This window comes from Photobacterium salinisoli (genome assembly GCF_003614885.1).
Classification (GTDB): Bacteria; Pseudomonadota; Gammaproteobacteria; order Enterobacterales; family Vibrionaceae; genus Photobacterium; species Photobacterium salinisoli.
Window position 1 is genome coordinate 211,290 of the sequence record NZ_QZMS01000013.1, and the last position, 12,972, is coordinate 224,261.

Annotated in this window: 15 protein-coding genes; 12 read left to right on the top strand and 3 right to left on the bottom strand. The window is 53.0% G+C overall.

The window, feature by feature from the left end; all coding sequences use genetic code 11:
- Position 1 precedes the first annotated feature (1 nt).
- From kdsD to mgtE, 11 genes are all read left to right on the top strand, one after another.
- Positions 2-973 (top strand): arabinose-5-phosphate isomerase KdsD, encoded by a 972-nt coding sequence (gene kdsD, locus D6M16_RS18810; protein WP_120513414.1) that lies wholly within the window; start codon positions 2-4, stop codon positions 971-973.
- Positions 973-1,533, top strand: a complete 561-nt coding sequence (kdsC, locus tag D6M16_RS18815; RefSeq protein WP_120513416.1) for a 3-deoxy-manno-octulosonate-8-phosphatase KdsC — start codon at positions 973-975, stop codon at positions 1,531-1,533. The genes kdsD and kdsC overlap by 1 nt, the downstream gene beginning before the upstream one ends.
- The gene (lptC, locus tag D6M16_RS18820; protein WP_120513418.1) at positions 1,530-2,093 is read left to right on the top strand and encodes an LPS export ABC transporter periplasmic protein LptC; all 564 of its coding nucleotides are present in this window, start codon (positions 1,530-1,532) and stop codon (positions 2,091-2,093) included. The genes kdsC and lptC overlap by 4 nt, the downstream gene beginning before the upstream one ends.
- Positions 2,074-2,574: a lipopolysaccharide transport periplasmic protein LptA gene (gene lptA, locus D6M16_RS18825; protein WP_120513420.1), complete on the top strand. Its 501-nt coding sequence runs from the start codon at positions 2,074-2,076 to the stop codon at positions 2,572-2,574. The genes lptC and lptA overlap by 20 nt, the downstream gene beginning before the upstream one ends.
- A 12-nt stretch (positions 2,575-2,586) precedes the next feature.
- Complete coding sequence (gene lptB / locus D6M16_RS18830) at positions 2,587-3,312, top strand: LPS export ABC transporter ATP-binding protein (protein ID WP_120513422.1); 726 nt, start codon at positions 2,587-2,589, stop codon at positions 3,310-3,312.
- 163 nt (positions 3,313-3,475) lie between these two features.
- Positions 3,476-4,918, top strand: a complete 1,443-nt coding sequence (locus D6M16_RS18835) for an RNA polymerase factor sigma-54 (RefSeq protein WP_420812266.1) — start codon at positions 3,476-3,478, stop codon at positions 4,916-4,918.
- A 28-nt stretch (positions 4,919-4,946) separates the two neighbouring features.
- The gene (gene hpf / locus D6M16_RS18840) at positions 4,947-5,234 is read left to right on the top strand and encodes a ribosome hibernation promoting factor (protein WP_046220596.1); all 288 of its coding nucleotides are present in this window, start codon (positions 4,947-4,949) and stop codon (positions 5,232-5,234) included.
- A gap of 1 nt (position 5,235) precedes the next feature.
- Entirely contained in the window at positions 5,236-5,688 is a 453-nt protein-coding gene (ptsN, locus tag D6M16_RS18845) for a PTS IIA-like nitrogen regulatory protein PtsN (protein ID WP_120513426.1), read from the top strand.
- Between the two features lie 22 nt (positions 5,689-5,710).
- Complete coding sequence (gene rapZ, locus D6M16_RS18850; RefSeq protein WP_120513427.1) at positions 5,711-6,574, top strand: RNase adapter RapZ; 864 nt, start codon at positions 5,711-5,713, stop codon at positions 6,572-6,574.
- A 2-nt stretch (positions 6,575-6,576) separates the two neighbouring features.
- A complete protein-coding gene (locus D6M16_RS18855) occupies positions 6,577-6,852 on the top strand; it encodes an HPr family phosphocarrier protein (protein ID WP_120513428.1) in 276 nt (91 codons plus the stop codon).
- A 283-nt stretch (positions 6,853-7,135) separates the two neighbouring features.
- Positions 7,136-8,494: a magnesium transporter gene (gene mgtE / locus D6M16_RS18860; protein WP_120513430.1), complete on the top strand. Its 1,359-nt coding sequence runs from the start codon at positions 7,136-7,138 to the stop codon at positions 8,492-8,494.
- Between the two features lie 62 nt (positions 8,495-8,556).
- Here the strand turns inward: mgtE and pmbA are convergent, their stop codons facing one another.
- On the bottom strand, positions 8,557-9,900 hold the full coding sequence (gene pmbA, locus D6M16_RS18865) for a metalloprotease PmbA (RefSeq protein ID WP_120513432.1): 1,344 nt from the start codon (positions 9,898-9,900) through the stop codon (positions 8,557-8,559).
- A gap of 117 nt (positions 9,901-10,017) precedes the next feature.
- On the opposite strand from pmbA, the gene yjgA reads away from it, so the two are divergent.
- On the top strand, positions 10,018-10,542 hold the full coding sequence (gene yjgA / locus D6M16_RS18870; RefSeq protein WP_027253720.1) for a ribosome biogenesis factor YjgA: 525 nt from the start codon (positions 10,018-10,020) through the stop codon (positions 10,540-10,542).
- A gap of 71 nt (positions 10,543-10,613) precedes the next feature.
- On the opposite strand, the gene tldD is transcribed toward yjgA, so the two are convergent.
- Together tldD and D6M16_RS18880 are read right to left on the bottom strand one after the other, a co-directional pair.
- Positions 10,614-12,059, bottom strand: coding sequence for a metalloprotease TldD (gene tldD, locus D6M16_RS18875; RefSeq protein ID WP_120513434.1), 1,446 nt, complete (start codon positions 12,057-12,059; stop codon positions 10,614-10,616).
- Positions 12,060-12,063: 4 nt separating this feature from the next.
- The gene (locus D6M16_RS18880) at positions 12,064-12,894 is read right to left on the bottom strand and encodes a carbon-nitrogen hydrolase family protein (RefSeq protein ID WP_120513436.1); all 831 of its coding nucleotides are present in this window, start codon (positions 12,892-12,894) and stop codon (positions 12,064-12,066) included.
- Positions 12,895-12,972: the final 78 nt, after the last annotated feature.

The window sequence follows — 12,972 nt, forward strand, 5'->3', positions numbered from 1 at the left end:
TATGCCTGATTCCTTTGACTACGGCCAGATTGGCCGGCGTGTGATTGACATTGAAGCGGAAGCCCTTAAAGGACTGTCGCAATACATCAATGGCAGTTTCAGTGAAGCCTGTCAGCTCATCAGCCGCTGTCAGGGAAAAGTGATCGTCATGGGGATGGGTAAATCCGGCCATATCGGCTGCAAGATTGCCGCCACCCTTGCCAGCACCGGCACTCCGGCATTTTTTGTCCACCCTGGCGAAGCCAGTCACGGCGATCTGGGCATGCTGGATAAACGTGATATCGTGCTGGCCATTTCCAATTCCGGTGAAGCCGGTGAAATTCTGACGCTATTGCCGGTTATTAAACGCCAGGGCATTGCTTTAATCAGCATGACAGGCAAGCCCGAATCAACCATGGCACGGCTGGCACAGGTGCATTTGCAAATCACAGTCAACCAGGAAGCCTGCCCGCTCAACCTTGCCCCCACCTCCAGCACCACGGCCACTCTGGCCATGGGGGATGCACTGGCCATTGCGCTGATGGAAGCGCGTGGTTTTACTGCGGATGATTTTGCTCTCTCTCACCCTGGCGGTGCGCTGGGCCGTAAGCTGCTGCTGCGCATTGCCGATGTAATGCACAGCGGAGAGCGCCTGCCTGTTATTCATCAAGATGCCAGCATCAAAGATGCCCTGCTCGAAGTCTCCCGTCAGGGGCTAGGGATGACGGCCATCGTTGACGATAATCAAAGGTTAAGCGGCATCTTTACCGATGGTGACCTTCGCCGCTTGCTCGATAAACGTATTGATATCCATCAGACACGTATTGGTGAAGTCATGTCTGCCAATCCGGCGACCATTTCCTCCCAGGTACTGGCCGCAGAAGGGCTTAAACTGATGGAAGAAAGAAAAATTAACGGCCTGCTGGTTGTCGATGACAAACAGCTGGTAGGTGCTCTGAATATGCATGATCTGCTCAGAGCCGGAGTAATGTAATGACAACAGAAATGCAATCCACCCTGTACGGCCCGGTCCCGCAGCACCTTTTTCAGCAGGCCAAAAACATACGTCTGCTGATCTGCGATGTTGATGGCGTGTTTTCCGATGGCCGCATTTACATGGGCAACAATGGCGAAGAACTGAAAACTTTCCATACCCGGGACGGCTATGGCATCAAATCTCTGATGGCCGCCGGCGTAGACGTCGCCATCATCACAGGTCGCCGCTCGCAGATTGTTGAAAACCGCATGTCAGCACTGGGTATCCAGCATATCTATCAGGGCCAGGACAACAAACTGGCAGCCTATCAGGATATCGTTGATAAACTGGGTATTGCGGCGGAGCACACAGCCTATATCGGTGATGATCTCATTGACTGGCCCGTGATGGCTGAAGTGGGACTGTCCGTCTGCGTCGCCGACGGTCACCCGCTGCTGTCACAGCGTGCCGACCTGACCACCCGCATCAAAGGCGGCTATGGTGCGGTACGGGAAGTCTGCGATCTGATTCTTGAGGCGCGCGGCGAATTGGATCAGCATAAGGGCCTGAGTATATGACGTTAAACCGGCTATTTTGTGTGGTGCTGGTCATACTCTGTGCATGGACCGGTTACTACCTGCTGCAAAAGCACTGGCAGCAGGAAACGCTGACCGCGCCAGATAACGAAAAGCCGATCTTTACCGGAACCGGGGTGAAAAATACCTCGTACAACGAGGCGGGCATTCGCAGCTACCGCATCGAATCAGATACGCTGGAGTATTACAACCTCAGTGGTAATACCGAATTCCAGCAACCTGTGATCTGGGTATACAAAGAGGGTACAGAAAGTGAATGGCGCATCAGTGCAAATCACGCCACACTAGATAAAGAACACATACTGCAGATGTCTGGTAATGTGCGGATCTTCAATCTGTTACCTGACTCTGCCATTAATGCGATAAAAACAGATACACTGCGATTAGATTTAATCAGCAAAGATTTCGACACCCCCGATCCGGTCACTATTACCGGCAGTGCCTTTCAAAATGAAGGTATTGGGATGAAAGGGAACATGGAACGCAGTGTGGCGACCCTGATGAATAATGTGAAAGGTAGATATGAAGCTTTGCAAAATTAGCGCCCTGCTGTGCCTGGTAGTCAGCGCCTCTGGCTGGGCATTGAGCAATGATACCGAGCAGCCGATATATATCAACTCGGACAGCCAGGAGCTGGACATCCAGAAAAACGTGGTGACCTTCACGGGCAACGTCTCGCTGCGTCAGGGCAGTATTGATATCCGTGCCGACAAAATCGTCGTCACTCGCCAGACTCAAAATGGCGATCAGCAAACGATCGATGCCTATGGATCACCGGCCACGTTTTATCAGAAGATGGATGACGGCAAACCAATCAACGGCTCTGCCATGCAAATGCGCTATGAGACAGCAACAGAATTCCTCAAGATGACTGACAAAGCTGTGCTGATCCAGGAAGGCAGTGAAATTAAGGGTAAAACCATCAGTTACAAGATTGATGAGCAGAAGCTGGTTGCGACCAGTGGTGATCAACAGCGTGTGACCACCATACTGCAGCCAAACCAGATCAAACAAAAACAATAAATAAGAGAACGAATGTCAAAGTTAACCGCAACCCATCTGGCGAAAAGCTACAACGGCCGCAAAGTCGTTTCCGATGTCAGCCTGGAAGTGGAATCTGGCAAGATTGTCGGTCTGCTCGGCCCGAACGGTGCCGGCAAAACCACGTCGTTTTATATGATTGTTGGTCTGGTCGCCCGCGATGAAGGCCAGATTACCATCGACGGCCATGATATCAGCCTGCAACCTATGCATAACCGTGCCCGTATGGGGATAGGTTATCTGCCTCAGGAAGCGTCTATCTTCCGTAAGCTGAGTGTGCATGACAATCTGATGGCGGTTTTGCAAACCCGCTCCGATCTGACCAAAGCCGAGCGTCAGGACAAGCTTGAGGAACTGCTGGATGAGTTCCATATCCAGCATATTCGCAACAGTCAGGGCATGGCATTGTCGGGAGGCGAGCGACGCCGGGTAGAGATAGCCCGCGCACTGGCGGCAAACCCTAAATTTATTTTGTTGGATGAACCTTTTGCCGGGGTCGATCCCATCTCGGTGATCGACATTAAGAAGATCATCGAACACCTCAGAGATCGCGGTCTGGGCGTGTTAATCACAGACCACAACGTGCGGGAAACCCTTGACGTTTGCGAACACGCTTACATCGTCAGCCAGGGACAGCTGATTGCTCACGGTACGCCGTCTGATGTCCTCAACGACGAACACGTGAAACGCGTTTATCTGGGAGACCAGTTCCGTCTATAGTTATAGATAAAAGGACACAACCGAGGTAAGCTGCCAAGGCTGGTCGAAGGTTTTGATTCGACTGGCCTAAAGACCCCAAAACAAGCGATTCATACAATAATCACAAGGTGTCTGTACACGCATGAAAACTTCGCTCCAGCTCAAGCTTGGCCAACAATTGGCAATGACGCCGCAACTGCAACAGGCCATTCGTCTGCTGCAACTTTCTACCCTGGATCTGCAACAGGAAATCCAGGAGGCCTTAGATGCCAACCCCCTGCTGGAGCTTGACGAAAGCCACCCGGATGGCGACAACCCGTCGTCTGATGCTGATGATATCCACGCCGACGGCAAAAACGATGCCGCAGAGCAATACGAGGATATCAGCAGCGATTCCTTTGATACTTCCGATGTCATCGAACAGCGGGAAATGCCTGCTGAACTGCCCGTCGATACCACCTGGGATGATGTCTACAGTGCCGGTACCGGCAGTGCCGGGATTGCGCCGGACGACGACATGCCGGTTTATCAGGGGGAGACAACAGAAACCCTGCAGGATTACCTGATGTGGCAGCTGGAGCTGACGCCGTTCAGCGACACCGACCGCACCATAGCTTTCGCCATCATTGATGCCGTTGACGAGAAAGGCTATCTCACCTGCACCTGCGACGATATTCTGGAAAGCATGGGCGATGAAAATGTCGAGCTCGATGAAGTCGAAGCCGTCCTCAAGCGCGTCCAGCAATTTGATCCGCTGGGCGTGGCGTCACGGGATCTGCGCGAGTGCCTGCTGCTTCAGCTGGCTACATACCCGGAAGATACTCCCTGGCTGAACGAAGCGAAAATGGTGCTGATTGAACACCTGGATTTGCTGGGTAACCGCGACTATCGTCAGCTGATGCGTGACACTAAGCTCAAAGAAGATGAGCTGAAAAACGTCATGGCACTGATTCACACGCTGGAGCCTCGTCCGGGCAACCGGGTGGTCGCCTCGGAAACCGAGTACGTCATTCCTGATGTGTCTGTGTTCAAGGATAAAGGCAAATGGGTGGTGACGATTAACCCGGACAGCGTCCCGCGCCTTCGCGTCAACGAACAATACGCGGCAATGAGCAAACAAACGCGCAACAGTGCCGACAGTCAGTTTATCCGCAGTCATCTTCAGGATGCCAAGTGGCTGATCAAGAGCCTGGAAAGCCGCAATGATACCCTGCTGAAAGTGGCCCGCTGTATTGTTGAACATCAGCAAGATTTTTTTGAATACGGTGAGGAAGCCATGAAACCTATGGTCCTCAACGACATTGCCCTGGCCGTTGAAATGCACGAATCAACGATCTCCCGGGTCACCACCCAGAAATTTATGCATACCCCACGCGGTATTTTTGAGTTGAAGTACTTCTTCTCAAGCCATGTCAGTACGGATAACGGCGGAGAATGCTCCTCCACGGCTATTCGCGCGCTGGTGAAGAAATTGGTTGCGGCCGAAAATCAGGCCAAACCCTTGAGTGATAGCAAAATTGCGACATTACTGGCGGATCAAGGCATCATGGTGGCTAGGCGTACAATAGCCAAGTATCGTGAATCGCTGGGTATTCCGCCTTCAAGCCAAAGAAAACGCCTGCTCTGATTGCCGGCGATTAAGGAGGAAGATGTCTATGCAAATTAATCTCACTGGTCACCACATTGAAGTTACCCCAGCACTGCGTGAGTATGTGACAACAAAGTTCGATAAGCTGGAACGCTTTTTCGACAAAATTAATAACGTGCATGTTGTGTTGAATGTAGAAAAAATGCAGCAAATTGCCGAGGCGACATTGCACATTAACGCGGGAGAGATCCACGCGAAAGCAGATTCTGAAAATATGTATGCGGCAATTGATCAATTAACTGATAAACTGGTCCGTCAACTGAACAAACATAAAGACAAACTCAATAGTCATTAACATGCAACTGAGTCGAGTATTAAGCCTGGACTGCACCAAGAGTGCAGTCCACTGCTCCAGTAAAAAACGTGCGCTGGAAATCATCAGCGAAATTGCTGGCCAACATTTAAACCAGAACCCTCAACCCCTGTTCGAGTGTATGCTCAACCGTGAAAAAATGGGGAGTACGGGTATAGGTAATGGTATTGCCATTCCCCATGGCCGTGTCACCGACAGCGAACAAGCGATTGCGGTGCTGATCCAGTGTCAGCAGCCTATCCAGTTCGATGCGATTGACAATCAACCCGTCGATCTGCTTTTTGCGCTTCTGGTGCCCGATGCCCAGTGCAAGGAACACCTGAAGACACTGTCCAGCATGGCGGAAAAGCTCAGCGATAAAGCGGTTCTCAAGCAACTCAGGGCTGCAAAAAGCGATGAAGAGCTTTACCAGATCATGACCTCAGAGCCGTCTTAGCAGCTATCAGGAAGGGTTTGTCATGAAATTGATGATAGTCAGCGGCCGCTCAGGCTCAGGTAAATCAGTGGCTCTCAGGGTACTGGAAGATCTCGGCTATTACTGCGTAGATAATCTGCCGGTACATCTGCTCTCCGATCTTATCCAAACCCTGGATCCTCATACCCAGAAAGTGGCGGTCAGCGTTGATGTCCGCAACATGCCGGCCGATCATGACATTACCAGCTCAGTGCTGGAAGACGTCCGCCAGCAGGCTGACGTCAACCTGCTGTTTCTCGATGCCGATGACAACACCCTGGTCAAACGCTACAGCGAAACCCGGCGATTGCATCCGCTCTCAAGGCAGAATATGAGCCTGGAAGAAGCGATTCAGGCCGAAAGCGCCTGGCTGGCAAATCTGAAAGAAGCCGCCGATCTGGTGCTGGACACCACTTCACTGTCTATCCATGATCTCAGCGAAACCGTGCGTGCGCGTGTGCTGGGGCGTCAGGCCCGTGAACTGGTGATGGTGTTCGAGTCTTTTGGCTTCAAGCATGGCTTACCGACTGATGCGGATTATGTGTTTGATGTCCGTTTCTTACCCAACCCTCACTGGGTACCTGAACTTAAGCCACAAACCGGCCTCGACAGCGAAGTGCAGGACTATCTGGCCAGTCACCATGAAGTCAGTCAGCTGATCTACCAGATCCGACATTTTCTGGAAAGCTGGCTCCCTCTGCTTGAGAAAAACAACCGCAGTTACGTCACTGTTGCCATCGGTTGTACCGGCGGTCAGCACCGTTCTGTGTACGTTGCCCAGCAACTGGCTGATTATTTCCGCCAGCGGGGACAACAGGTTCAGGTTCGTCATCGTACTCTGGAAAAACAAGGTCAGCTGAAGCATTGAGCATGAATACTGTCAGTCGGGAATTATTCATTAAAAACCGCCTTGGTCTGCATGCCAGGGCGGCAATTAAACTGGTCGAGCTGGCACAGAGTTTTGATGCCATTATCACTGTCACCAACGAAGACAAATCCGCAACTGCCGACAGTGTGATGGGGTTATTGATGCTGGAGTCTGCACAAGGCCAGAAGATCATCGTCAGCGCTGAAGGGGGCGACGCCAGCGTCGCACTGGAAGCGGTCGCCTCGCTGATCGAAAACGGTTTTGACGAAGATAACTGATCCCCCGCTCCCGGCGGTCAATCGCCAGTCTCCTGAAAAGATCTGACCCTATCTTGCGTCTATCCGTCCCGAACAACAACAAAATACCCGGCAACCGACAACAAATCACCGCTTTAGACCCTCCCCCTTTTTTTCTTACAGCCAAGTGAAATCTTAGCAAGATCTCAGATCCAGTGAGACAAAGACGACGCTATTACGTTAATATTCAGGTTATTGCGCCATTTCCCGGCTGCCGCTGTCGCAACAGAGCTGGGTGTATTCACGAAGCAAGGTAGTTCTCTCTATGGCGGACGTTTTCGAGCAAGATCAAACCCACCAGACACTGCAACAGGTTAACCAGGCCCTGGATCGAGGGATGTTCGTTCACGTCCGGCGAATGTTGCAGGATATGGAGCCTGAGGATATTGCCCACCTGCTTGAAGCCTGTCCGCCCAAAGAACGTCAGGTCCTGTGGCAACTGACGGATCCTGAAGAGCAGGGTGAGATCCTTGACGAGCTGTCTGAAGATGTAAAAGACGGTATCGTGGCCATGATGGCGCCGGAAAAACTGGCAGCCGTCACTGAAGGCATGGAAAGCGATGACGTGGCTTACGTGCTGCGCAGTTTGCCTGATAACCGTTTCCGTGAAGTACTGGCGCAAATGGATGCCGCTGATCGCCATCGCGTCGAGCTGGCAATGGCTTATCCGGAGGAAAGCGCTGGCGGTATCATGAGTACCGACTTCGTGACCATCCGCGGCGATGTCACTGCCGATGTGGTTCTGCGCTATCTGCGCATGCGCGGAGAGCTTCCTGAAGCCACAGATACACTCTATGTGGTAGACGAACACAATGTGCTGATTGGGCACCTCTCGCTGGCAACCCTGATTACCACGCAACCTGACGTACAGATTTGCGATGTGATGGACGATCCGGATGAAGCCATCAATGTCGAGATGGACGACAGTGAAGTAGCCAACCTGTTTGAACGCCGTAACTGGCTCTCGGCACCTGTGGTCGATGCCAGCAACCAACTGGTCGGCCGTATCACCATCGATGATGTGGTTGATATCATCCGGGAAGATGCCGAACACTCCATGATGAGTATGGCCGGTATGGACGACGATGAAGATACCTTTGCGCCTGTCATGAAATCCGCCCGCCGACGCAGCATCTGGCTGGGAGTGAATGTGTTAGCTGCGTTAGCCGCCGCCTCTGTTTCCAACATGTTTGAAGACACCCTGGATAAAATGGCCGCCATTGCCGTTCTGATGACGATAGTGCCCTCGATGGGCGGGGTTGCCGGAAACCAGACTGTCGCCCTGGTGATCCGCGGTCTGGCCGTCGGTCATATCGGCGATTCCAACACCCGCTGGCTGCTCAGTAAAGAAGCCCGGGTAGGTTTAATCAACGGTCTCTTGTGGGCCGGAATCATTGGTGGTGTGGTGGTCTTGTGGAAAGGCAACCTAATGCTCGGTGCCATTATTGCCGGTGCTATGCTGACCAACCTGCTGATCGCTGGTATCGCGGGGGTCGGAGTGCCTATTATTCTGAAAAAACTCAATGTTGACCCGGCGCTCGCGGGCGGCATGGCATTAACAACCATTACCGATATTATCGGCCTGTCGGTATTTCTCGGCTTGGCGACAGTGTTTCTCACCTGATGGTTCAGAGACAAAAAAGGTCCGGCACCGGGCCAGACCTTTTTCTCACTCAGAGCACACCATTACTCACCGGCAATTTTCATTGATTCCAGCAAAATGGAGCCGGTCTGAATCTGGCTGCGGGTTTCAGTGTCTGTCCCGATAGCCACAATATTGGCCATCATGTCTTTCAGATTCCCAGCAATCGTCACTTCACTGACCGGGTATTGGATCACGCCATTTTCAACCCAGAAACCGGCGGCACCGCGCGAATAATCGCCGGTCACGATATTCACGCCCTGTCCCATCAGCTCTGTCACCAGGAACCCGGTACCCAGCTTACGCAGCATGGCATTGAAATCTTCACCTGTGCTGGACACCTGCCAGTTGTGGATACCACCTGCATGCCCGGTCGGCTGACGCCCCAGCTTGCGGGCGGCATAACTGGTCATCAGATAGGTTTTCAGTACCCCATCCTGAATGATTTCCCTGTCATGGGTGGCCAGGCCTTCACTGTCAAACGGTGTACTTGCCAGGCCACGCAGCAGGTGCGGGCGCTCACTGATGTTGAGCCAGGACGGAAAGATCTGCTCATCAAGCATATCCAGCAGGAACGTTGACTTACGGTATAAATTCGACCCGCTGATCCCCATCACCAGATGCCCGAACAAGCCGGTGGCAACATCGGAGGCAAACATGACAGGAGCCTGACGAGTGGACAATTTCTGCGGATCAATCCGGCTGACCGTGCGTTCTGCCGCCAACTGGCCAACTTTCTCCGGCGTCCACAAATCGCTGGTACGACGTGCCAGGGTATAGCTGTAGTCGCGCTCCATGTCGCCATTCTTACCCTCGGCAATCACACAGCAACTGATACTGTGGCGACTGCTCGGGTAGCTGGCCAGCATGCCGTGCGTATTGCCATACACCCGGATACCGTAGTGGCTGTCGTAGCTGGCACCGTCACTCTGCTTAATGCGGCTGTCAGCGTCCAGCGCAGCCTGCTCGGCAGCAATCGCGATAGAAGCGGCATGATCTGGTTCAGGTTCATCCGGGTAGAAAAGATCCAGATCCGGGATATTTTTGGCCATCAGCTCAGCCGGCCCCGGACCACCGAAGGGATCTTCCGAGGTATGGCGCGCAATTTCCAGTGCCGCTGCCACGGTTTGTGCAATCGCCGCTTCACTCAAGTCTGAGGTTGACGCACTGCCTTTACGCTGGCCGCGGTAGACGGTAATCCCCATCGCGCCATCGCTGTTAAATTCGACATTCTCGACCTCACACAAGTGGGTAGAGACACTGATCCCTGTGGATTTGTTAATCGCCACTTCGGCAGCATCAGCCTGCTGGCCGGCAAGCTCAAGGGCACGGGCGACCGCCTGTTCCAGCTCGCTACGCTGCTGGGCGACTTGTTGTTTCACATCCATAGTCATACTTTATTTACACGGTTTCCCCTAAGGATAACACTCAAGACAATTAAAATGCGCCCAAATTCAACTTGAAACTGATAAAATAGAGACATTGAAGTCTGTCATGAGCCTGATATGAGCCGTAAAAATAAAAAAGCCCCATGGGAAGAGGAAGAAGAAATCATCTGGGTGAGTAAATCCGAGATGAAACGTGACATGGAAGCCCTGCAAAAGCTGGGCGAAGAGCTGGTCAAGCTCAAGCCCGGTGCATTAGCGAAAATCCCGCTGAGTGACGAGCTTCGCATGGCAATCAAAGACGCCCAGCGATTTAAGCAGGAGGCCTATCGCCGCCAGCTGCAGTTTATCGGTAAACAGATGCGTAACATTGACATCGAACCGATTCAGGCGGCACTGGACAAGCTGAATAACAAGCATGCTCAGGTAACGGCTCAGCTGCACAAGCTGGAATCTTTGCGTGATCGCATGATTGATGACGGCGATAGCGTGATCAATGAAGTGATGGAAGCCCATCCGGATGCTGACCGCCAGCAACTGCGTCAACTGGTTCGTATGGCCGTGAAAGAAAAAGCCGCCAACAAGCCGGCCAAAGCCTACCGCGAAATCTTTCAGGTACTGAAAGCACTCTACATCAAAGACTGATTCCGTGCACTAGAGACAAAAATGCCAGCAAATGCTGGCATTTTTATTGGCGTCAGTCCGCTCGGATGTGCTTACTGAGTTCCGCCGACTGTCATCGATGCCAGCTTCAGGGTTGGCTGACCGACACCGACAGGTATGCTTTGTCCGGCTTTGCCGCAGACGCCCACCCCACGGTCAAGTTCCAGATCGTTACCCACCATAGAGACTTTCTGCATCGCTTCAATGCCGCTGCCAATTAAGGTTGCACCTTTAATCGGACGGGTAATTTTACCCTTTTCAATCAGGTAAGCTTCTGACGCTGAGAATACAAATTTACCGGAAGTGATGTCGACCTGTCCGCCACCAAAATTCGGGGCGTAAATGCCGTTTTCCACACTGGCGATGATCTCTTCCGGCGTATGTTCGCCCGGCAGCATGTAGGTATTGGTCATGCGTGGCATTGGCAGGTGCGCATAAGACTCACGACGGCCATTCCCGGTTGGCGCCACGCCCATCAGGCGGGCATTGAGCTTATCTTGCATATAGCCTTTGAGCTTGCCCCCTTCCACCAGCACATTGTACTGGCCCTGGGTGCCTTCATCATCAATGCTCAGTGAACCGCGTCGATCTGCCAGAGTGCCGTCATCCACTATGGTACACAGGCTTGAGGTCACCTGCTGCCCCATCTGGCCCGAGAACATGGAAGAGCCCTTGCGGTTGAAATCACCTTCCAGACCGTGTCCGACAGCCTCATGCAGCAATACACCCGGCCAGCCCGCTCCAAGCACGACCGGCATAGTGCCGGCAGGTGCCGGATCGGCATCTATGTTGACCAGCGCCTGGCGCAGGGCTTCATCGGCATATTGCAAAGCGACCGACTTGCCGTCATTTTCAGTCATAAAATACTGATAACCGAAGCGGCCACCGCCGCCTGCACTGCCGCTTTCGCGCTTGCCGTTCTTCTCGATCAGCACGCTGACAGAAAAACGCACCAGAGGACGAATATCAGCCGCATAGGTGCCGTCTATGGCAGCGACAAGCACCTGCTCATAGACACCATTAATACTGACCGAGACTTCTTTCACCAAAGGCTCTTTGGCACGGATATAGGCATCCACTTGCTGAAGCAGGGCTATTTTTTCCTGGCGCTCCAGGCTCTCCAGCGGATTGCCCCCGGCATACGCAGGCTTAACCGGCGATGAAGCAAAAGCCTGCACCTTGCCAGAGCCGCCACTGCGGGCAATACCGCGTGCCGCTTTGGCACTCTGAGTCAGTGACAGCTTGCTGATCTGATCTGAGTAGGCAAAGCCGGTTTTTTCACCGGATACCGCACGAACACCCACACCGCGGTCGATATTAAAGGAGCCGTCTTTGATGATACTGTCTTCCAGCACCAGTGATTCGTGCCAGCTGGACTGAAAATAAATATCGCCATAATCCACGTTCCGGGCGACCATAAGCCCCAGTATCTGGCTGAGATCATCACGCTCAAGCCCGGACTGGGCCAGCATGGTCTGTTCTACGGTTTCCAGCATCATTGCCTTACTCTTCTGTGTTGCACTGCTGCACCTGAAAACGGCTATGTTGCAGCAATGGCATATTCATTCGTATCTGTGCGCTCAGACCCAGATCGATATCTGCGGTGATCACACCTGTGCCCTGCTCCTGGCAGGCGACGACTTGTCCCCAGGGATCGATAATCATTGAGTGGCCCCAGGTTTCCCGCCCCTGGTTATGCTCCCCCCACTGCGCGGCTGCGACAATCCAGCACTGGGTTTCAATAGCGCGTGCACGCAGCAGGATATCCCAGTGCGCTTTGCCGGTGACTTTAGTAAACGCTGCCGGCACGACTATGATATCGGCACCCTGCGCCCGCAATGCACTGTACAGTTGCGGGAAGCGGACATCATAACAGATCGACAGTCCAATGTTGCCGAAAGGTGTTGCCACCACCTTAACTGCCTCTCCTGGCCGGAAGGTGTCTGACTCACGATAGCTGTGGTGACGATCGGCGACCTCAACATCGAACATGTGCAATTTAGCGTAATGAGCCTGCAGCTGGCCCTGATCGTCAAACAGCAAGGCCGTGGTCGACATGCTGCCGTCTTCACGCCGGATCGGCATAGATCCGATCAGCAACCAGATCCCCAGTTGACGGGACAGTGCGGCGAGCTGGCGTTGCAGCCCTCCCTCTCCCAGAGGTTCAGCATGTTGTTCGTAATCAGCCCGGGTACCGAAAATCAGGCAGTTTTCAGGCGTGACGACCAGTTTCGCCCCCTGCAACTGCAGCCCCTTCAACTTCTTTTTCAGCTGTTGCAGATTCTGTTCAGGATCAGGCCCGGAATTCATCTGTACTACACCCACTCTAGCCATCACGCACTCCATTACAAATTGATTTTCTTGTTATTATTACCTCAGCTTCACCAAACAGGCAAAGCCGGAAGTTCCTCA

Excerpts from the sequence above, each read along its gene's own strand:
- ptsN (WP_120513426.1), top strand. The coding sequence starts at position 5,236 with ATGCAACTGAGTCGAGTATTAAGCCTGGACTGCACCAAGAGTGCAGTC.
- yjgA (WP_027253720.1), top strand. The coding sequence starts at position 10,018 with ATGAGCCGTAAAAATAAAAAAGCCCCATGGGAAGAGGAAGAAGAAATC.
- tldD (WP_120513434.1), bottom strand. The coding sequence starts at position 12,059 with ATGATGCTGGAAACCGTAGAACAGACCATGCTGGCCCAGTCCGGGCTT.
- lptC (WP_120513418.1), top strand. The coding sequence starts at position 1,530 with ATGACGTTAAACCGGCTATTTTGTGTGGTGCTGGTCATACTCTGTGCA.
- lptA (WP_120513420.1), top strand. The coding sequence starts at position 2,074 with ATGAAGCTTTGCAAAATTAGCGCCCTGCTGTGCCTGGTAGTCAGCGCC.
- lptB (WP_120513422.1), top strand. The coding sequence starts at position 2,587 with ATGTCAAAGTTAACCGCAACCCATCTGGCGAAAAGCTACAACGGCCGC.
- D6M16_RS18835 (WP_420812266.1), top strand. The coding sequence starts at position 3,476 with ATGACGCCGCAACTGCAACAGGCCATTCGTCTGCTGCAACTTTCTACC.
- rapZ (WP_120513427.1), top strand. The coding sequence starts at position 5,711 with ATGAAATTGATGATAGTCAGCGGCCGCTCAGGCTCAGGTAAATCAGTG.
- kdsC (WP_120513416.1), top strand. The coding sequence starts at position 973 with ATGACAACAGAAATGCAATCCACCCTGTACGGCCCGGTCCCGCAGCAC.
- pmbA (WP_120513432.1), bottom strand. The coding sequence starts at position 9,900 with ATGGATGTGAAACAACAAGTCGCCCAGCAGCGTAGCGAGCTGGAACAG.
- hpf (WP_046220596.1), top strand. The coding sequence starts at position 4,947 with ATGCAAATTAATCTCACTGGTCACCACATTGAAGTTACCCCAGCACTG.
- D6M16_RS18855 (WP_120513428.1), top strand. The coding sequence starts at position 6,577 with ATGAATACTGTCAGTCGGGAATTATTCATTAAAAACCGCCTTGGTCTG.
- D6M16_RS18880 (WP_120513436.1), bottom strand. The coding sequence starts at position 12,894 with ATGGCTAGAGTGGGTGTAGTACAGATGAATTCCGGGCCTGATCCTGAA.
- kdsD (WP_120513414.1), top strand. The coding sequence starts at position 2 with ATGCCTGATTCCTTTGACTACGGCCAGATTGGCCGGCGTGTGATTGAC.
- mgtE (WP_120513430.1), top strand. The coding sequence starts at position 7,136 with ATGGCGGACGTTTTCGAGCAAGATCAAACCCACCAGACACTGCAACAG.